The 20602-nt window shown below is 44.0% G+C and carries 22 protein-coding genes; 1 reads left to right on the forward strand and 21 read right to left on the reverse strand.

Annotated features, from left to right (window positions below; genetic code table 11):
* Window positions 1–9 precede the first annotated feature (9 nt).
* Complete coding sequence (locus AR1Y2_RS11130) at window positions 10–678, forward strand: HAD family hydrolase (protein WP_137329013.1); 669 nt, start codon at window positions 10–12, stop codon at window positions 676–678.
* A 107-nt stretch (window positions 679–785) separates the two neighbouring features.
* Here the strand turns inward: AR1Y2_RS11130 and AR1Y2_RS11135 are convergent, their stop codons facing one another.
* The 21 genes from AR1Y2_RS11135 to AR1Y2_RS11235 form a co-directional block, all read right to left on the reverse strand.
* Window positions 786–1631, reverse strand: coding sequence for a CPBP family intramembrane glutamic endopeptidase (locus AR1Y2_RS11135; protein WP_137329014.1), 846 nt, complete (start codon window positions 1629–1631; stop codon window positions 786–788).
* A gap of 3 nt (window positions 1632–1634) precedes the next feature.
* Complete coding sequence (locus tag AR1Y2_RS11140) at window positions 1635–2543, reverse strand: helix-turn-helix transcriptional regulator (protein WP_137329015.1); 909 nt, start codon at window positions 2541–2543, stop codon at window positions 1635–1637.
* Window positions 2544–2704: 161 nt separating this feature from the next.
* Entirely contained in the window at window positions 2705–3742 is a 1038-nt protein-coding gene (locus AR1Y2_RS11145) for an electron transfer flavoprotein subunit alpha/FixB family protein (protein ID WP_137329016.1), read from the reverse strand.
* 134 nt (window positions 3743–3876) lie between these two features.
* Window positions 3877–4659: an electron transfer flavoprotein subunit beta/FixA family protein gene (locus AR1Y2_RS11150; protein WP_137329017.1), complete on the reverse strand. Its 783-nt coding sequence runs from the start codon at window positions 4657–4659 to the stop codon at window positions 3877–3879.
* 15 nt (window positions 4660–4674) lie between these two features.
* Window positions 4675–5826 carry an acyl-CoA dehydrogenase gene (locus tag AR1Y2_RS11155; RefSeq protein ID WP_137329018.1) on the reverse strand — a complete coding sequence of 384 codons (1152 nt, stop codon included), beginning with the start codon at window positions 5824–5826 and terminating at the stop codon, window positions 4675–4677.
* Between the two features lie 19 nt (window positions 5827–5845).
* A complete protein-coding gene (locus AR1Y2_RS11160) occupies window positions 5846–6685 on the reverse strand; it encodes a 3-hydroxybutyryl-CoA dehydrogenase (protein WP_137329019.1) in 840 nt (279 codons plus the stop codon).
* 45 nt (window positions 6686–6730) lie between these two features.
* Window positions 6731–7507 carry an enoyl-CoA hydratase-related protein gene (locus tag AR1Y2_RS11165; RefSeq protein WP_137329020.1) on the reverse strand — a complete coding sequence of 259 codons (777 nt, stop codon included), beginning with the start codon at window positions 7505–7507 and terminating at the stop codon, window positions 6731–6733.
* Between the two features lie 25 nt (window positions 7508–7532).
* A complete protein-coding gene (locus AR1Y2_RS11170) occupies window positions 7533–8714 on the reverse strand; it encodes an acetyl-CoA C-acetyltransferase (RefSeq protein ID WP_137329021.1) in 1182 nt (393 codons plus the stop codon).
* Between the two features lie 440 nt (window positions 8715–9154).
* On the reverse strand, window positions 9155–9577 hold the full coding sequence (locus AR1Y2_RS11175; RefSeq protein ID WP_137329022.1) for a DUF2000 domain-containing protein: 423 nt from the start codon (window positions 9575–9577) through the stop codon (window positions 9155–9157).
* Between the two features lie 139 nt (window positions 9578–9716).
* Window positions 9717–10163, reverse strand: coding sequence for an Hsp20/alpha crystallin family protein (locus AR1Y2_RS11180; RefSeq protein WP_137329023.1), 447 nt, complete (start codon window positions 10161–10163; stop codon window positions 9717–9719).
* A 403-nt stretch (window positions 10164–10566) separates the two neighbouring features.
* Window positions 10567–11064, reverse strand: a complete 498-nt coding sequence (gene ilvN, locus AR1Y2_RS11185) for an acetolactate synthase small subunit (RefSeq protein WP_137329024.1) — start codon at window positions 11062–11064, stop codon at window positions 10567–10569.
* A gap of 11 nt (window positions 11065–11075) precedes the next feature.
* Window positions 11076–12815 (reverse strand): biosynthetic-type acetolactate synthase large subunit, encoded by a 1740-nt coding sequence (ilvB, locus tag AR1Y2_RS11190; RefSeq protein ID WP_137329025.1) that lies wholly within the window; start codon window positions 12813–12815, stop codon window positions 11076–11078.
* A gap of 13 nt (window positions 12816–12828) precedes the next feature.
* The gene (gene scpB / locus AR1Y2_RS11195) at window positions 12829–13404 is read right to left on the reverse strand and encodes an SMC-Scp complex subunit ScpB (RefSeq protein WP_137329026.1); all 576 of its coding nucleotides are present in this window, start codon (window positions 13402–13404) and stop codon (window positions 12829–12831) included.
* Window positions 13379–14149, reverse strand: coding sequence for a segregation and condensation protein A (locus tag AR1Y2_RS11200; RefSeq protein ID WP_137329027.1), 771 nt, complete (start codon window positions 14147–14149; stop codon window positions 13379–13381). Before AR1Y2_RS11200 ends, scpB begins: the two co-directional genes overlap by 26 nt.
* Before the next feature lie 10 nt (window positions 14150–14159).
* A complete protein-coding gene (locus AR1Y2_RS11205) occupies window positions 14160–15029 on the reverse strand; it encodes a metallophosphoesterase (protein WP_137329028.1) in 870 nt (289 codons plus the stop codon).
* A 190-nt stretch (window positions 15030–15219) separates the two neighbouring features.
* Window positions 15220–15573, reverse strand: a complete 354-nt coding sequence (locus tag AR1Y2_RS11210; RefSeq protein ID WP_137329029.1) for a PTS glucitol/sorbitol transporter subunit IIA — start codon at window positions 15571–15573, stop codon at window positions 15220–15222.
* 29 nt (window positions 15574–15602) lie between these two features.
* Window positions 15603–16616: a PTS glucitol/sorbitol transporter subunit IIB gene (srlE, locus tag AR1Y2_RS11215; RefSeq protein ID WP_137329030.1), complete on the reverse strand. Its 1014-nt coding sequence runs from the start codon at window positions 16614–16616 to the stop codon at window positions 15603–15605.
* Window positions 16617–16639: 23 nt separating this feature from the next.
* Window positions 16640–17191: a PTS glucitol/sorbitol transporter subunit IIC gene (gene srlA / locus AR1Y2_RS11220; RefSeq protein WP_137329031.1), complete on the reverse strand. Its 552-nt coding sequence runs from the start codon at window positions 17189–17191 to the stop codon at window positions 16640–16642.
* Between the two features lie 15 nt (window positions 17192–17206).
* Window positions 17207–17662 (reverse strand): transcriptional regulator GutM, encoded by a 456-nt coding sequence (locus AR1Y2_RS11225; protein ID WP_137329032.1) that lies wholly within the window; start codon window positions 17660–17662, stop codon window positions 17207–17209.
* 17 nt (window positions 17663–17679) lie between these two features.
* A complete protein-coding gene (locus AR1Y2_RS11230; RefSeq protein ID WP_137329033.1) occupies window positions 17680–19602 on the reverse strand; it encodes a BglG family transcription antiterminator in 1923 nt (640 codons plus the stop codon).
* A 38-nt stretch (window positions 19603–19640) separates the two neighbouring features.
* Window positions 19641–20456, reverse strand: coding sequence for an SDR family oxidoreductase (locus AR1Y2_RS11235; RefSeq protein WP_137329034.1), 816 nt, complete (start codon window positions 20454–20456; stop codon window positions 19641–19643).
* Window positions 20457–20602 lie beyond the last annotated feature (146 nt).

The following is a 20602-nucleotide window of genomic DNA, read 5'->3' on the forward strand; positions in this document are numbered from 1 at the left end:
CACACCAATATGATTCAAGGCGTTATTTTTGACATGGACGGCCTGATGCTCGATACAGAGACTCTGGCCATACCCGCTTGGCTGCAGGCCGGAGAAACCTACGGCTATCCAATCACAGAAGAACACGTCCGGCACACCTTTGGATTCTCTGTCCCCGGAATGCAGGAGTACTTTACATCTCTGTTCGGACCTGATTTTCCATTTGGTAAAGCTCTTCAAATAAGAAAGGATTATGTAAATGACTGGATTGATGAGAACGGAGTCCCATTCAAGCCGGGACTTCTCAACCTGCTCTCATTTCTAAGAGACGGCGGCTATAAGACCGCAGTTGCCACATCCTGTGATCTGGAACGCGTCACCCGCTATTTTCGGCAAGGAGAGATCATGGATTTCTTCGATGCCATAGTCACTGGAGAAATGGTTCCTCGCAGCAAGCCCTTTCCAGATATTTTCCTGAAGGCAGCTGAAAGGCTGGATCTGGATCCTTCTGTATGTGTGGGACTTGAGGACTCCCCTGCTGGATTGGAGTCCATCTCCCGCGCAGGCATGACTTCCATTATGATTCCCGATAAAATCCCTTATTCTGATGCCTTAAAACCATTCGTCAATTTGGTATACAAGGATCTAAATGATGTCATAGCCTATCTGAAAAAAGCGGACAATCCCCTCAATCTCTGAGGGACTTATCCAATTTGAACACCAAATACGTAACACTCGCAGGGCTTTTTTTACCATAGTGAGGTTCAAAGAACCTTCCTATGGTACAAAAGCACTGGCGGTCCGGCTTAATCCGCCGGCCGTCTGTCTTTGTTTGTCTCAAGCAATTTTCCAACATGCTCCGTCTCAAAAAACATCTCTTTATTGGCAAAAACCAGTCCCACTGCTGCCAAAGTGATCACGATAGTCTCTATACATTTTGTCTCAGGAGTCATGGCGATCTTTTCCTGAAAGAAATTTACAAACAAATGGAAAAAAATACTGGCCATCATACTCCGGTTGTTTTTTACGTACACCCAGGTCGTGATAAAACCAAGTGGAATGACGCTCACAAAAAAATTCAAGGCATATCCAAAGCCGAGCTGCATAAGCCCCGCCTGGTAAGTTCCATCAATAAAAAACAGAGGGATATGCCAGGCAGACCATATAAATCCAAACAACACCGATTCCCAGAACCAGCTGCCATACTGCGCTATAGAGTCTTCTCCATACCCTCTCCATCCCAATTCCTCAATGACAGAAGCCAGAAGGATTGTAATCAGGGCAGAACTTCCTTTGATAGAAAAAGAGAAACCTTCAGTAAAGGAAAACTGATCAAGACTTTGCCCGAAGACAGTAGACAATAGGATCGTCAGCGCAACAATACATGCAAACAGCAGAACTGCCGCCAGCAAGTTAACCGGGTGTACCCGGTAAAAACCGATCAGCTTCCGCTTAAGATCGGATTTCAGTGCTTTGCTTTTGGACGTTAGGACAGTGCAAACTGCTGTTGCCGCAGGAACACAGAGACCCAGAAACATCAGGGTCATAGCTGTCCCATTGTCCCTGCAGGCCGCCGCTCCGATCCAGAAGGCCCACGTCATTACAAAAACGGTTACATAAAAACGGATTGGATGATACTTATATGGTTTCATAGATCACACCTCAAAGCTGGGACTCTGTACCGCTTCAATGATCAACTCACTTTTCATTCCGTTGAGTTCAACCATGCTGGTCTGGTCATCCAACTCTCCCTCTTTCCTTGAAAAGTCCTCGCAAGGGCTGCCCTCTCTTTCATAATATATACTGTTGCCAATTCCCTTTTTAACCGCAAAAAATTCCATATTCTCAGATATCATCAGTCTTGAGGTAGAAGATAACTGGTTGATATCCAGACGTCCGTCCAGTCCTGCACAGACAATCAACATATCCTCATTGCTGTTAAGCTCCACATGTGCGGTGACTCCATTGACAAAGACCTTTTCTGTCTTACCTGAGAATTCTATATTTTCTGCCTCTATGTTCCCAAGTTCCAACAACGAAGTGTTGCCGGATATTTCAATATCTCCGGTATATTGTCGGGGAATCCTGATAAAAATATCTAATTCTGCTTTTGCCCTTGTCTCCGTCATAGTTCCAAATCGGCGCACGTCGATGTCGATCTTTTTCTTCACATCGTCAATCCGTACTTTAAAAGCAGTCTGAATCTCAGCAATCTGGTCTGACGCAAGGCGGACCTGGATTTTCTCTCCCTCATATCCGCAGAGCGAAACGCGTCTAGCCCCTGCAAAGGTGATATCGTAGTTTTTACCGCCGTCGATATCATATTCTGTGATGCTGTCATATACATAATCTTTTTTTGGCCCGTCACTTTCATCGTTCTCCAGAAGTTCATCGATTGAGATGTGGAACAAAGCTGCAATCGCCTTTACATTCTCTATATCGGGAACACCCGCCCCAGTCTCCCACTTTGTAACTGCCTGGCGTGATACCTGAAGCTTTTCAGCCATCCTCTCCTGAGACATTTGTGCCTGCTTGCGCAGATCTTTTAATTTTTTAGAAAACATTGTATTTTCCTCCTCTGTTTTGATGATCCAAGTATAGCAATCAGGTATTTCCCTAACAAGCAACTGTTGTTTACATTCTGAATTTTTTGGCTACTTTCCGTAGCAAAAGAGGTCCTGCACGAATACAGGACCTCTTTTGTGAGTTTTATTGATGTTTTTTATTATTTTACTACAGCTTTTAACTGTTCTGTAAGCATTGGAACGATTTTGTTTAAGTCTCCAACAATTCCGTAGTCAGCTACGTCGAAGATCGGTGCTGTGTCATCTTTGTTGATAGCAACGATAATGTCAGCTTCTTCCATACCGGCAACGTGCTGGATCGCTCCTGAGATACCGATTGCAAAGTATACATTCGGGCGTACTGTTTTACCAGTCTGTCCAACCTGGATATCTCTTGGCTTCCATCCTGCGTCTACAACCGCACGTGAACAGCTGACTTCTCCGCCGATCACTTCCGCTAAGTCTTCTAAGATCTTGAAGTTTTCAGGACTTCCAACTCCACGTCCACCGGATACAAGGATGTTGGCATCCATGATATCAACAACGTCAGTTACAGATTTAACAACTTCCATGATCTCAACATATTTGTTGTCTGGAGTAAATCCAGGATTGAATTCAATCACTTCAGCTTTTGCACCTTCGATCTTATCGATTGCCTGCATAACACCAGGACGTACAGTCGCCATCTGAGGACGGTTGTCCGGGCAGGCGATGGTAGCGATTGTGTTTCCACCGAATGCAGGACGTGTCATCAGTAACTGATTGTGCTTCTGCTCTCTTCCCGGGATTGCAACCAATGGGAAATCACCGATTTCAAGGACTGTACAGTCAGCAGTAAGACCTGTTGCCACTCTGGCAGATACACGAGGTCCTAAATCTCTACCGATTGCAGTAGCACCTACTAACATGATTTCTGGTTTGTATTCGTTGATGACAGATGCCAGTGCATGTGTGTAAGGCTCTGTTCTGTATTCTTTCAGTTCAGGATCGTCAACAACGATCACCTTGTCCGCACCGTAAGCTGCAAGTTCATCTGCAAGATCTTTCACTTCAGATCCAATTAAAACAGCTGTGACATCAGTATCTAAATCTTTTGCAAGGTCTTTGGCTTTTCCAAGTAATTCAAAAGCGATGCCGCTTAATTCATTGTCTACCTGCTGTGCAAAGACATAAACTCCTTTATATTCTTCTAAACCCATTTTGTTCACCAATTCTCCTTTCAAGTGCGCTGCGGCGTACTTGCGCCGGGATTTTCCTGTGCTTGCACAGAAGATTCCTTTGAAAATCCCTGGCATCCGCCGGAGGCAGATGGGGTTTTATCTATAAAACCACACTAGATTACATGTTTTTCTTTCAATTTGCCCATGATATATGCTACGGATTCTTCAGGATCAAGTGTTACTTTTTCTCCTGCACCCTTACGCACTTTATCGGAAGCTTTTGCGATCTTTGTAGGTGATCCGGCAAGTCCGATATTTGCATCATCGACATCTTTCAGATCTTTTCTTCCCCAAACGGTAACTTCTTGATCGTATGCGTCAAAGATTCCGCCCGGAGTCATGTAACGTGGCTCATTTAATTCAGAAAGAGCTGTAATCAAGCAAGGCATTTTTGCCTTTACCACATGATATCTGTCTTCATACTGACGTTCAACAACAACGCTGTCTCCGTCGATCTTAATATCCTGAGCGTAAGAAATAACCGGAATATCCAGGTGTTCAGAAATCTGAGGACCTACCTGTGCGGTATCTCCATCGATTGCCTGACGTCCTGTGATGATCAGATCATATTCAAGGTTTCTGATCGCACCTGCAAGAGTTGTAGATGTAGCCCATGTATCAGCTCCACCGAGTACTCTGTCTGTTACGAGAACTCCCTTGTCTGCACCCATTGCCATTGCCTCACGGAGAACTTCATCAGCTTTTGGAAGTCCCATCGTAAGAACTGTAACTTCTGCACCATATTCATCTTTTAATTTTAATGCTGCTTCCAATCCAGCTTTATCATCTGGATTCATGATTGTGAGCATTGCACCTCTATCCAAAGTACCATCTGGGTTGAATTTAACTCCACCCTTAGTATCTGGTACCTGTTTTACACAAACAACGATTTTCACAGTAAAGTACCTCCCTTATTTTAACAGATTTCCAGAAATAACCATACGCTGAACTTCAGATGTTCCTTCGTAGATCTCTGTGATCTTAGCATCGCGCATCATACGTTCTACATCGTATTCTCTGATATATCCGTAACCACCATGTAACTGAACAGCTTTTGTTGTCACTTCCATTGCTACTTCTGCTGCGTATAACTTCGCCATAGCTGCTTCCACACTATAATTCTTCTGTGTAGCCTTTGCCATTGCGGCTTTGTAAACTAACAGTTTAGCAGCTTCTACTTTTGTAGCCATGTCAGCTAACTGGAACTGAGTATTCTGGAACTGTCCAATCGTACGTCCGAACTGTTTTCTCTCTTTTACATATTCGATGGTTGCTTCTAATGCACCTTCTGCCAATCCAAGAGCCTGAGAAGCGATTCCGATACGTCCGCCGTCTAAGGTATGCATAGCGATTCCGAAACCTTTGCCCTGTTTTCCTAATAAGTTTTCCTTCGGAATACGGCAGTCTTCAAAGATCAATTCATAAGTAGAAGATCCTCGGATACCCATTTTCTTTTCCTTTGTTCCAAAGGAGAATCCTGGAGTACCTTTGTCCACGATAAATGCAGAAATCTCTTTTAACTTTCTTCCGCGTTTTTCAACGACACCTGTTACAGCGATCACGATATAAACGTCAGCTTCTTTTCCATTTGTAATAAAGCACTTAGATCCGTTTAATACCCACTCGTCACCGTCTAAGACAGCCTTTGTCTGCTGTCCCTGAGCGTCAGTACCAGCTCCCGGCTCTGTAAGACCGAATGCACCTAACTTCTTACCAGATGCAAGGTCCGGAAGGTACTTCTGTTTCTGCTCTTCTGTACCGTAAGTCTGAATCGGGTCACAGCACAGAGATGTATGTGCAGATACGATAACGCCTGTAGTACCGCAGACTTTAGATAATTCTTCTACACACATAACATATGTCAAAGGATCACAGCCCTGTCCACCGTACTCTTTCGGGATCGGGATACCAAGGAAACCGTTTTTAGCCATTTTCTCAGCTGTTTCTTTTGGAAACTGTTCTGTTTCATCCACGTCCTGTGCAAGAGGCTTTACTTCATTTTCGGCAAACTCTTTGAAAAGAGTTCTTGCCATTTCGTGTTTCTTACTTAATGCGAAATCCATTTCTTATTCCTCCATTTAATTATTTACTATAATCGTAGAATCCTTTACCGGTCTTCTGTCCTAACATACCACCGCGAACCATTTTTCTGAGCAATGGATGTGGACGATACTTGGTATCTCCAAACTCGTTGTAAAGTACTTCCATGATAGCAAGGCAAACATCTAATCCGATCAGATCACCTAACGCTAACGGTCCCATCGGATGGTTAGCTCCTAATTTCATTGCTGTGTCGATACCTTCTACAGATGCCACTCCGTCTGCATAGATTCCGATTGCTTCATTGATCATAGGGATGAGGATTCTGTTAACAACAAATCCAGCTGCTTCTTCTACCTGAACCGGTGTTTTTCCGATTTCTTTAGAGATTTCGATGATCCTGTCAACAGTCTCCTGAGGAGTGTTGATTCCCGCGATAACCTCAACAAGCTTCATGACTGGAGCTGGGTTGAAGAAATGCATACCGATCATCGGACGGTCAAGGCCTGCTCCGATCTCAGTGATGGAAAGGGAAGATGTGTTGGTAGCAAAAATTGCTTCCGGTTTGCAGATATCCTGTAACTCTTTGAAAGTCTGCTTTTTGATCTCCATGTTTTCGATTGCTGCTTCCACAACAAGGTCACAGTCTGTGCAGATGTCTTTCACACCAGTTGTGATTTTAGCTAAAATGGCGTCAGCTTTTTCCTGATCCATCTTACCTTTTGCTACTCTTTTTTCGAATCCTTTTGCGATTCTTGCTTTTCCGTTTGCTGCGAATTCTTCATTGATATCGCAAAGGCAAACTTCATAACCTTCTGTCTGAGCGAATGCCTGAGCAATTCCGCTGCCCATAGTTCCAGCACCGATAACTCCAACTTTCATTGTGATTCCTCCTGTATTTAAACTCTAATTGTTGCCTGCCACTGATTATTTATTCTTGAATCCATCAACCTTTGTCTTGTTTAAGAATGCTTCCATTCCGGCTCTCTGGTCTTCGCTCTCAAAGCAGCTTCCGAATGCTTTTTCTTCCACAACGATAGCCTGATCCATGTCCACATCAAGTCCGTCGTTGATCGCTTTTTTGGATGCACGCACTGCAATCGGCGCATTCTTAGCAATCTTGGCTGCCATCTTCTTGGCTGCGTCTAACAGATCCGCCTGAGGATATACTGCATTCACAAGTCCGATCCTGTATGCTTCATCTGCTTTGATATTGAAAGCAGTGTAGATCATTTCTTTCGCTTTTCCGGCTCCCACAAGACGTGCAAGTCTCTGTGTCCCCCCGAATCCAGGTGTGATTCCAAGGCCGACTTCCGGCTGTCCGAATACTGCATTTTCTGCGCAAAGACGGATGTCACAACTCATAGAGATCTCGCATCCTCCACCCAGAGCAAAGCCGTTGACAGCTGCGATCGTAGGGATAGGAAATGTCTCTAACTTACGGAACACGTCATTTCCCTTCTTACCGAAGGCTTCTCCTTCTGCTTTTGTCAATGTACTCATCTCAGCGATGTCAGCTCCGGCCACAAAGGATTTATCTCCTGCTCCGGTAAGAATCAAGGCTCTTGTATTTTCCAGATCAACAGCATCCAGTGCTTCCTCAATCTCGCCGAGCACCTGGCTGTTTAATGCATTTAATGCTTTTGGACGGTTGATGGTGAGGATACCTACAAAACCTTCTGTTTCATATGTGATGAATTCCATGGATTCAATCTCCTTTCAAATTAAATTAGTCCATTTCAACGATGGTAGAGCATCCCATACCGCCGCCGATGCAAAGAGTTGCAAGACCTTTCTTAGCTCCCCTGTCTTTCATTGCGTGAAGCAGAGTAACAAAGATACGGCATCCTGAAGCTCCAACCGGATGTCCGATCGCAATTGCTCCACCGTTTACATTTAATTTGCTTAAGTTGAATCCTAAGTCTTTTCCTACTGCCACAGACTGAGCTGCAAATGCTTCGTTTGCTTCGATCAGATCAAAGTCATCAATGCTCATTCCTGTTCTCTCTAATACTTTTCTTGTAGAAGCAACCGGTCCGATTCCCATGATCTTAGGATCTACACCGCCAAGAGCTCCTGCGATCCATGTAGCCATTGGAGTCACGCCTAACTCTTTTGCTTTTTCTTCGCTCATAACAACAACTGCCGCTGCACCGTCATTGATTCCTGATGAGTTCGCTGCTGTAACCATTCCGCCCTGTTTAAAAGCTGGTCTTAATCCAGAGATTCCTTCTGCTGTTGTTCCAGGACGAGGTCCTTCATCTTTATTCACGATGATCGTCTCTTTTTTCTTCTTCACTTCTACCGGCACGATCTCTTCATCGAACTTACCTGCCTCCTGAGCCGCAACTGCCTTCTGCTGGCTTGCTGCCGCAAACTCATCTAATTCTTCTCTTGTAAGTCCCCACTGGTCACAGATATTCTCTGCTGTCATTCCCATGTGGTAATCGTTAAATGCACACCATAATGCGTCATTTACCATAGAATCTTTTAATACACCGTTGTTCATACGGTATCCAAAACGTGCCTGATCTAATACATATGGAGCCATTGACATGTTCTCACATCCGCCTGCTACAACGATATCAGCGTCACCACTTCTGATCATGTCTGCAGCCATGTTTACTGCTTTCAGTCCAGAACCACATACAACGTTGATAGTTGTTGCCGGAACTTCGATCGGAAGACCTGCCTTGATGGATGCCTGACGAGCAACGTTCTGTCCCAGACCAGCCTGGATTACGCATCCCATGTATACTTCGTCAACTTGATCTGGCTGTACGTTAGCTCTGTTCAATGCTTCTTTAATAACGATTGATCCTAAGTCAGCAGCCGGAGTTGTGCTTAATGCTCCACCCATCTTACCTACTGCTGTACGACAAGCACTTGCAATAACTACTTTTCTTGACATATCAATTCCTCCATAATAATTCTCTGTTCTATAGTGTTTGGCAGTTTCCCGCCGATATGTTAATAGTATCACAATCACTTTTTCATTTCAATTACAAATTTGTTTCAGGCCTTCAATTAACGTTCATGAGATCTCGAGAACCTCGTTTTTAAGCCATTTCTTTTGGTCTTTTGTATGCAGTATAGATTGTACTTTTTTCAATACAGCCATATGCCTGCTTTTTTATTTAGAAAAATTTTATATATTTTTAGACATTCTATTCCTCAAAATCCACACAAAATCGTCACAAAATTAACAATATCAGTTAGAAACAGCTGGCAGAAATAAAAAAAAGATGGTCAGAGAATACCATCTAATGACTGCGATTCCCCAGAAACAGCAGATGTTAACCGGGGTTCTATCAAGAGTCATAATGAATCTTCCATCTTTTTGTCAGTTTTTTATCTTAAAAGTGGTAAATTTCCAGTTAATTTATTCACCATCTTTTTGGGCCCGCATACAGCGATCCCGAGGTAGTTGAGTTGTTCTTCCGGTGTTTCTGACATTTTTTCCATAAACTCACTGTAAATCATGCACCCCTGGGCCAGATCAGAAAAATCCGTTACCAACAGCTCTTTAAACTCAGGCTGGTTTAATTTATGTCTCAATTGCTTTAATACTTCTTGACCGGCCTTCAGAACAGGTACCGGAAATGTAATGATCCCCCGGTGCTCATTGCCATCTCCATCCATAACATCAGCTCCTATTGCTTCCGGCATATGTTTTCCCATGGTCATCCCAAGAATCACTCCTGCGTTGACCGCAATTCCCGCAGGAAGAGCTTCATCTATCACTACCGCGCATTTTTCTTTTTCCATCTTCATATGTTTCCTCCATTTTGTTTTTTTCGATCAAGTCTTATTTTAATGCAAACAATCAGAAAATTCTTGTATGATATTGCACAGGATAGAACGATAAAACCGGGGTGCTTTTTTAAGCGCCCCGGCCGTATCTTTTTGACAGTTAACCTTCTATAGAAATGTATTCCTCTGCAGGTACTTCCTTTGCCTCATTGGTCTTAGGAATCTTTAACATTAACTCGCCATTGTCAAATTTAGCTTTGATCTCCTCTTGTTTGACCTCTTTTCCAACATAGAAGCTTCTGCTGCACTGTCCTGAATAGCGTTCTTTGCGAATGAAATTACCTTCTTTATCTTTTTCGTCCTTTACTTCATTTTTAGCTGCACTGATGGTCAAATAACCGTCCTTCAGCTGAGCGGAGATATCTTCTTTACTGAATCCCGGAAGCTCCATACTGAGCTCATATCCGTCTTTGGTATCTTTGATATCCGTCTTCATATAACGTTCACAGTCTCCGAAGCCGAAACGGTCAGCCGGGAATGCATTTTTAAATGCATGGTCCATCCAGCCGTCAAAAAGGTTCTCTCCAAAAATACTTGGCATTAACATAAGTCATTCCTCCTATTCTATCTCTGATACAGAAAACTCTGTATTGTTATATATAATCTACTTGTTCTATATGCAATATAACAATAACCATCCGATATGTCAACTCATCTAATAAAAGTTCACAATTATTTCACAAAATAACAATGTTGAACAAACTGGGCAAGCCCTCTGAACTGACCCCCATTCCTGCGGAGCGTTTTTATTTCCTATGTTATAAACAAGAAAAGGCCCAGGAGCCTGTTTGCCCCTGAGCCTTTGAATTATATCATCTTTTTATTCCTGTCGCAGAATGATGTCTTCTATATTAAATGCTTCCTCCTCCAACAGATATTATATCCATTTTCTACATGATTGGAGTGAGGCATTCTAAGAGCCGAAAGGAAATCATGTGGATAACGTCCTTTTATCTGTCCTGCATACTGATAGAGTCAATGGCCACGCTTCCTCCACGGACTACCTCAATGCTTGAGAACCTTTTCTTGAATACATTTAAAATGGAGTTGTTTTTAGCTTCTGTCCGAACGGATTCGATTAGGATACTGTCTTTTCCCATATCCTTTACTAGAAAGCGAAAAACCTGAGCCATCTGGAATACTTCGTTTCTATCCTTCTGTGTGCATCCCTTCACTTTGATGAACATGATCTCCTTCATACGGATGGATACAGTCGTATAATCCATAACCTTGATAACTTCCACGCTGCGGTTTAACTGCTTTTTGATCTGTTCAAATGTGGCGTCATCGCTCTCCACACTGATCGTCATTCTGGAAACCGTCTCGTCTTCCGTCGGTCCCACTGTGAGACTGCTCAGATTGTAAGATTTCCCTGAGAATAAACCTGCAATCCTTGCCAGCACTCCCACACGATTTTCAACATATAAGGATAACCATCTTTTTTCCATAGAAAAACCTCCTATCGGTCCATGATCATTTCGTTGATGGACCCGCCGGTCTTCATCATCGGGAATACCAGCTGCTCACTGTCAATAATGAATTCGATCAATGTCGGTCCGTCTGTCTTTGCTTTTGCTTTTTCAAATGCTGCATCAATCTCCTCCGGTTTTGTCACCCGGATACCCTGTGCACCATAGCTCTCCGCCAATTTCACAAAATCAGGAGTGTACGGAGGACATGGATGATGCTCCGGTGTACAGTTGTCTTTGCAGCTCTTTCTGTATTTCAGGCAGGTGCTAGCGAATCTTCTATTATAGAAGAGATCCTGCCACTGTCTCACCATGCCGAGATATCCATTGTTAAAGATACAGAACACAACCGGAAGTTCCTGCACAACTGCAGTAGCCATCTCCTGGATATTCATCTGCGCACCACCGTCTCCGCTGATGCAGACCACTTCTCTTCCTGGATTTCCGATACATGCCCCAAGCGCTGCCGGGAAACCATACCCCATAGTGCCCAGCCCACCTGATGTGAGGAGCTGGCGCCGTCCGTGAAGCTCAACGTACTGTGTCGCCCACATCTGGTTCTGTCCTACGTCTGTGACAACAATCGGTTCTTTGAAGTCCTTATTGATCGCCTCAATGATCTTTTGAGGAGTTAATACTTCTGCTGTATCCTCCATTTTGATCGGATGTGTTTTCTGCCAGCTTTCCATCATGGAAATCCAGCGTTCTACATTCAGAGGGGGTTCTTTCTGCGCCAATTCTAAAATATCGATAATTGCTTCTTTTGCATCTGCTACAATCGGAATATCCACTGTGACATTCTTAGAAATCGCTGCTGTATCAATGTCGATATGTATGATCTTTGCATTGGACGCAAAGGTTCCCAGCTTTCCCGTTATACGGTCGTTGAACCTGGTCCCTATGGAAAATAGCACATCGCAGTTTGCAATGGCTTCATTGGCTGCAAAATTTCCGTGCATTCCAATATTTCCGAAATAGAGCGGATGATCTGTGGGAAGTACGCCTCTGCCCATGATCGTTGACACTACTGGCACCTTCAGGATTTCTGCCAGTTTCGTCATCTCCTTGTGCGCTCCGGCGATCTTGGTTCCTCCACCGATGAGGAATAACGGCTTTTTGGATTTATAAAGGGTCTTTAAAGCCCTTCTCACTTGACCGGAATGTACCTTTGTATTTGGTTTATATCCTCTGATATTGACACTTTCCGGGTACTCATCACTGCCAAAGCCTGCCATAACATCTTTCGGCAGGTCAATCAGCACCGGCCCCGGTTTACCTGTCCTGGCAATATAAAAGGCTTCCTTTATGATACGCGGCAGATCTTCCCTGTCTCTGACAACGATCACAAACTTTGCGATATTCCGCGTCACTCCGACAATATCCACTTCCTGGAAGGTATCGTTTCCGATCAAAGGCAGTGCTACCTGTCCGGTAAAACACACAAGCGGTACACTGTCATAGTTGGCTGTAGCGATCCCTGTCACCAAGTTGGTCGCCCCTGGGCCGCTGGTGGCAAGACAGACGCCTACTTTCCCGGTGGATCTGGCATAACCGTCAGCCGCATGGATTAATCCTTGTTCATGCCTCGGAAGGATGACGTCGATCGTATCATCTTTATATAATTCATCAAAAATATCGATGACGCAGGCTCCCGGATACCCAAAAATGGTATCAACACCTTCTTCTTTTAATGCTTTTACAAAAAGCTGGTTTCCTGTAATCTTTCCCATATGCTGTCCTCCCTTAACTTTGTTCTAGTTCCTCTAATGCATACTTTATTTCCTCCTGAGCCTCTTGTTTAAAGTCCTCTACCTTATCTTGCCCGATTTCAGGAAGCTCTTTTATGGATTCAACTCCAAAACAACGTAAGAATTCTTCCGTTGTCCTGAATAATATCGGTCGTCCGACAGCATCCAAACGTCCGGCCTCCCGGATCAAGTTGTACTCTAACAACTTATTCACCGGATGGTCGCATTTGACCCCTCGGATGGCTTCTATCTCTTGTTTTGTCACCGGCTGCTTATATGCGATGATGGATAATGTCTCCATCATAACATCCGTAAGCTTAGGCTTTTTCGGCTGGTTTACTATTTTAATTAATTGATCATAATATTCCGGCCTGGTACACAGCTGGTATGCCCCATCGAGTTCCAGGAGCCGGATGCCGCTGTCTTTTCTGTTGTATTTTCTCTTAAGCTGATCAATTAAGTAAAAAAATAAATCCTCTGGAATCTCCAGAGCCGCCATCAGCTGTTTTTTCGAGACACTCTCTCCCATGGAAAATAAAATTGCCTCAATCATTGCCTGTTTCTGTTTCATGCCTCTCTAACACCTCTATTATAATTTCCTGGCCGGTCCTCTCTTGTACGGCCCGGATCTTTCCTACCTTCATCAGCTCTAAAATGGAGAGAAACGTCACCACGATTTGTTCTTTGCTTACCTGTCCCTCCAGAAGCTCCCGAAATGAAAGACGCCTTTTTGACAAGACCAGATATTCCACCTCGTCCATCTTATCTTCCAGCTTAACTTCCTCCTGCTTGATCTCTCCGAATTTACTTCTGATGGGATCAATCTTATCCTCCCGCTTGCGCATAACAAACTGAAAGATACGGTTTAAGTCCTCCATTGACACATCTCTGGTGATCTCCCGGATATCCACCGGCTGGCGGTACTTGAGTACTTCTTCGGGAACGGCACGTTCCTTAAAGAATATTTTCTCTGCCTCATATTCCCTTGCCTTCAGTTCTTTGGACGCATACTTGTAGATTTTATACTCCAAAAGCCTCCGGACCAGTTCTTCTCTCGGATCTCCTTCCTCTTCATCTTCTTCCCTGGCTGGAAGAAGCATCTTAGCCTTGATCCTTAACAGAGTTGCCGCCATCACAAGGAAATCACTCATCACATCCAGGTCTTCCTCCTCCATCTGGCGGATATAAGCCAGATACTGCTCCGTAATCTCAGAGATTGGGATATCGTAAATCTCCACCTTGTTCTTCTCAATCAGGTGGAGCAAAAGATCCAGCGGCCCCTCAAATACATTTAGTTTTATATCAATTGATGCCATAGTTTATATCCTACTTTTTCTTTAATGTGATACACGATACCTCAGGCCTGTTAAACAGCCTGATCTTAATGGAATGATTCCCAAGTCCGCGGCTTAAGATCATGATGGATCTCCCTATCTGGTATTCACCCGAGTCATACTTAGGAAACAGCTGAAACTGTGGTGAGATAACACCGCCGATCTTTGGAAGCCTGACCATTCCCCCGTGGAAATGCCCGGATAAGACCAGGTCACAGCCCCATTTAGAGTACTGCCTGAAGTAGTTTGGATTGTGTGCCAAAAGCACCTGAAAAAAATCCGGGTCCGGTTCCCCGACAGCATCTGCCATGTCTTCTACGGAAGGGGGCGCCGGATGGAACTTGCGGTACTGCTTTTCCTCCATATCATAGGCAGTCAGACAGATCGCTGAGATCCCGCTGTCCACCATAACACTTTCGTTTGACAAATGAATGACACCGAACTCTTTCAACTGATGGACATATTCCTTATAAGCCACACCATATACTTCTTCATTCCGTTTCAGTCTCAGTTCATGGTTTCCATCAGCATAATAGATACGGTATCGCAAAGAAAGCTCTCTCATCAGATCCAAAGCAACGTCATAAGATGAATCTGTTCTGCTCACAAGCATATCTCCGCCTACAAAGACAGCATCCGGACTGCATCCGTCGATCATGTCAATAAGTGCTTTATTCTGGTAATCAAACTCATTGCAGTGCAGATCTGTGAGGAACACGATCTTATATCCATCGAAGTCCTCCGGCAGTTTCGCTGATACGATCTTATATTCTTCCAATGCCAGGTTTTGATTTTCATTTATGCTGACCAGACAAATGGCAGCGGTGAGGATCAAAACCCCGGTTATAATAATAAACAACATATGCTCTCACTTTCCTGGTATTTGAAAGCCCAATTTCCAATAAAGGCCATTCCCGCGCCTTTCTTTACGGTTCGGGTATACCTTTCCCTATTCTACTAAATATTCAGGAAAAAAACAAGGGGACGGATGCCCATCCGGGCTTCCGTCCTCCATTGTCCATTGTGATACCTTGTAAATATGAATCGTTCGATTACTCTGTGATGGAAATTGTGCTTCCGACCTTTAATGACGGTACATCTGCTTTTTCCACACAAATGCTTCCCGGAAGGCATTCTCCGCTTCCATTGAAAGAATATGTTACATGTCCCAGATTATTCAGATTTTCTCTGGCCACATCACCAACCATGGTGATCGTATATTCTTGTCCGTCAATCACAAGCTTGCTGCCAGGTTTGATGTCTCCCTGAACAGGATTTACATCCACTGTGTAGCAGAAATCTGTCAAAGTATCCGGAGCATTGTCTCCGAATGTTACGAAGATTCCTTCTCCCACGAATGCTTCTACCTGATCTCCCATTCCTTTGATTGTTGTCTGATAAATCATTTTCTTCTTCCTTTCCTGCTAAAGCTGAATTATTTGTATAATCCGATACTTGCGACGAATGCTACGAGCACACGCGGCACACCTATGATGAACCTTGAGTATAGCACAGATGGCACACCCACTTCAACTGTTTCCGGATCTGCTTCTGCCAGTCCTAAACCTACCGGGATAAAGTCACAGGCACACTGTGTATTGATGGCAAACAATGCTGGAAGCGCAAGTCCTGGTGCAATATTTCCTTTTCCAATCTCTACACCGATCAGAGTACCGATGATCTGAGCGATAACAGCTCCAGGTCCCAACAGACAGGACAGGAACGGAATAGAACAGATCAGTCCTAAGATCACGAGTCCAACGATATTTCCGCAGAGAGGTTTTAACATCTGCGCGAAGCAGTTACCGAATCCTGATCCCTGAATGATACCGATCAGCAGGGATACGAATCCCATGAATGGAAGGATCGTATGTAATACGGTATTTACAGATTCTTTTGCAGCTGCGTTAAAGGTCGCTACGACTTTACCTGCTCCCATACCGATCTTCTGGATAAAGCTGGACTTTCCGCCGCCGTTTCCACCCATCTGCTCAGAAACTTTCTTATCAGCACTGTATTTGAATTCTCTTTCTTCTGTCTTTGGAGCTTCCTCTCTGATCGGAGCTGCAGATCCGTCTGCTGCGCTGATCTGGTTCATGCCGACTCCTGAAACGTAGATGTCTTCTGTGATATATTTTGCCATCGGTCCTGATTTTCCAACCGGATTGACGTTGATAGTCGGAATTCTTTTCTGTGGGTAGATTCCGCAGCGAAGTGTTCCGCCGCAGTCAATGATCACAAGGAAAATTTCTTTTTCCGGTACGGTTGTCTTAAATCCATTTACTGCACGGCATCCAGTAAGGCTTACGATCTTCTCAACGATCTCAGGTTCTGCCCCTCCTCCGGTGATAAATAATAAAACATCTTTTCCTTCTTCTGGTTTTACTGTTAAAGGTCCGCCGAATCCGCCGCTTCCTTTTTCAATTGTAATTGCTCTGTAATCTGCCATGATGAATCCTCCTTTTCTCTCAATTAATCCTCTAATTTAATCTCGTTGCTCAATTCAATTCCCTGCTGTTTCATAACCATCTTTGTAGTAAAGTCTGTCACCCATCCTGCGAAGAAGTTCATGACAAGACCGACTAACAGATAGCGGAGAGCAAGATCTGTCTCATTTAAGCCGAGTTTCTGGATTCCAGCTGCAATTCCCATGTAAATGAAGATCTCACCTGGATTGATGTGAGGGAAAATACCGCTGTTTGTATGGCAGTGATAAGCTGCTGATGCATAGTAACTTGGTTTCTGGCGTTCCGGTAAGAATTTTCCCATGGAAAAAGCCATTGGGTTTCCTAACATAAAGGCTGCGATAAACGGCAGCACCCCGTAAGCCAAAATTACATTTTTAGAGCAAACTTTCGCAAATTTATTGATTCTTTCCTGTCCAACCAATGCGATGATTGTATTCATTAAAATAAGTAACAGTAATACCTTTGGTACAATTCCTGACACCCAGCCGATAAATGTTTCAGCACCAGTATCAAATAATCCCATAAATCCTGACGCAAATTTTACTATAACGTTCATATATATTTCTCCTTCCTATTTGCAGGCTTTTCTGGATTTGCCGAGAAGCATGTCTGCAATTCTTGTCAAAAGTCCCGGCGTCTCCACTACTTCGCCTCCGTCCATGATCGTGTTGTAGTTGGAGGCTGCATTGAGAACGGATCTCCTCAGAGAATATTCCATCCCTTTGCAATCTTCTTTTGTGATCAAACCAACGTTCTTTCCGTTGAAATCATTAAACTTTTTAAATCTTGCAAAGATCGTAAATCCCCGCATAAAGCATCCTTCTTTGATCATGCCACGCTTATCAATTGCAAACATTACCATGGCTCCGGCATGAAAACCGCCTTTGCTCTTTCCGATCGCCACTCTGCCGATCTTCCTCAGTCTGCCGTAATGGACATTAAAGGCCTTCATCTGAATCATTGAAAACAGAAACTGCAGTATAAATGCGGTGAGCAGCGCACCTGCAATCAATAAATAGTATGACATATGCATCCTCCTTAATCTTATTTAAAAATATTGTTTTCTTCCACAAAGTACAACAGTAATTCCCGGTAAGTCTTCATCTTCCTAAGCTTCTTCACCACGTCTGGTTCATGGGCAATGGCCAGCATGTTGTCGTAAAGCTGAATTAGCACGGAATCATTTTTCATTTCTTCCGGTATGGCCAGCAAAAACACCAGCTGTACCTCGTCCTTCCCTTTTGCTTTCTCTTTTTCCGGAAATACTCCGAAAGCAAGGGCCAGCTCAGGCAGTCTGTTTGTTGTGTGGGGAAAAGCAATATTTTTCTCAAATATCATCGTCGATTCTTGTTCCCGAAGCCTGAGTCTCTCATTAAAGCTCTCATCTACAAGTCCTTGTTTTAAGAGCTCTCCGACCATCTTGTCTACGTTTTCCTCATAGCCAAGCTCTGGCTCCAGTACAAAGAACCGCTCCTCGTCCAGCATATTTAAGAATACTGAATCGATGCCACGGCGGATGGGAATTCCCATCTCTACCATGTTTTTTACACTTTCCACCTTGCTTTTCAGCAGATTTTTGTCAAACACCTCATCAATGTCTATAATAGGTGTATTCCCTTTTGCTTTTAAATTTGTCGTCGTAATAATCAAGTCATAGGAATCTTCTTTTTGTACTTCAAAGTCCCCGTTAAAATAGTAATCAATAGCCGGCTCCACTTCAAAAATATTTTTCAGCTGGCTGGCGATCAATCTGCCGATGATTTTTCCTGATCCACAGACGATGGCGATTCTGTACTGCTTCTGCTCCGGTGCCTGCTCTAAGAGGAACACACCGAAGTACATAGCCAGAAATCCGAGCTCGTCCTTGGTCACCTCGACTCCGGTCCTTGTCTCGATGACATCTTTGGCAATGCCGGCCATCGTGTAGGCAACGGAGTATTCATCTTTTACTTCCTCCACCAGAGCGTTCCGGATATGAAATCCATATTTCAGACGGTTGATCATAAAAAATACATGATAGACAAAATCGTCAAACAGTTCATTCACTATGACTGTGACTCCGATCTCATCCCGGATTCGGTCCAAAATCTCAATAATCAGGTCCGCCGCTTCCTCTGAAATCTGAATATAATTTTCAATCCCCTCCGTATTGACCGGAGTCCTCATCCCTGCAATGGGCAGGCAGAGAAAAATCCTTTCCGGCTTTGGTATTTTAAACGGTACTGCTTTTTCCACTCTGTCCGCAAATTCGTCTGCAATCTCGTAAACCTTGCTGTCATAAAGCTCCAGATACCTGTGGTCCAGAGACTCGATCGTATGTCCGTTTCCGAGCCGGTCAATCATGACCACAAAGGCTCTAAAGAACTGCCCGAATCCCAGGGCATCCAGAGAATATTCTGTCTGCATATCGTACAGAAGCTGTCTCAGCTGACTGCCCAGAGGATAGTTCAGATAAATCTGTTCATAAACATTCTCCAGGAGGAACATGCGGATCTTAATCTCCTCGCCGCACAGGACAAGTCCTGTGTTGGCCTTTCCTTCCACTGTCAGATTGTACTTTTTTATCTGTTCCCGGATACGGTTTAAATCTCCTACGGTAGTCGTTCTCCCTACCTTCATCTCTTCTGACAGGTCATCGATCAGATATGGCTTTTTGGCATCCATCAGCTGCCAGAAAATATACGCCATCCTTGTCTGCGGTGAATTAAAATATTCTTCCTGTTCGTAAATCTTGTTACGGATCTCTTCGTAACCCTTCTGATCGAATACAATAAGCTTATACTGTCCTTTTTTATTGCTGATGACTGCATAACCGCCCATCAGGCAGTTCAGCTCTTTTACATCGTTTCTCACCGTTTTTGTAGAAACATCAAGCTTTGCCGCGATGCGGTCAACATCAGAGGAAGTCTGTACCTCTACGTTTCTTAATATAGCAGCCATCCTGTTTTCATCATTAAAAAGTTTCATAAGCTTACCTGATTACCACCTTTTCTCCGTATGTAGAATTAACCTCTCGTTTTTCCGCCGGCTACGTTGATGGTCACTCCGTGTACATAAGAAGATCTCTGGCTTGCCAGGTACACACACATATCTGCCACTTCGGAAAGCTTTCCGGATCTTCCAAGCGGTGTGGTGGATGTCTTGCTGTATCCTGCTCTTAAGTCATCCACTGTGATTCCTCTTGTATAAGCCAATGCTGATTCATAGGATAAGGTTCTCAAACCTGTTGCTTCCATGATTCCAGGTGCCACTCCTACTACACGCACACCTTGTTTTCCTAATTCTTTTGCCCAGCTTCTGGTCAGGGAATTCACCGCGTTCTTTGTCGCCGCATATACGCTCTGTCCCTCAGAACCCTCCAGTCCGCTCTCTGAGGACATATTGATGATGACGCCCTCTCCTTTTTCCACAAGGATCCTTCCCACTGCCTGAGCACAGAAGAACACTCCTTTTAAGTTGACGCTGCACACTTTATCCCACACAGCTTCATCCAACTCATACTGACCCTTCGGATCCTTTGGATCTACCAGCAGTCTCGGAATGTTGATCCCTGCGTTGTTCACTAACACATCCACGGTGCCGAATGTGTCCACCACTTCTTTGACCATGGCGTCCACATCTTTTGCGCTGGTCACATCGGTCTTAACATAATGGAACTTGCCGTCTGCCGTGTCAAACTCCGGAGCTTCCGGTGCCATATCGGAAACGACAACATTGCAGCCCACATTTAAAAATTCCTGGGCTACTGCCTTTCCGATTCCGGATGCCCCTCCAGTTACGATGACGGTCTTGCCGCTAAGTCCTAACCATGATTCGCTCATAAATAATCCTCCTAACATGTGACTTGTTTACTTGATGGTTTTATTATAAAGACAAAAATGAAGAAATTTAATTCTGTCTTTTTCCATGCCAATGAAAAGAAGTGTCTTATTTATGAAATTTGCGGAAATATTACTTTATATATTGT

Origin of the sequence: Anaerostipes rhamnosivorans (genome assembly GCF_005280655.1) — a bacterium.
Taxonomy (GTDB): domain Bacteria; phylum Bacillota; class Clostridia; order Lachnospirales; family Lachnospiraceae; genus Anaerostipes; species Anaerostipes rhamnosivorans.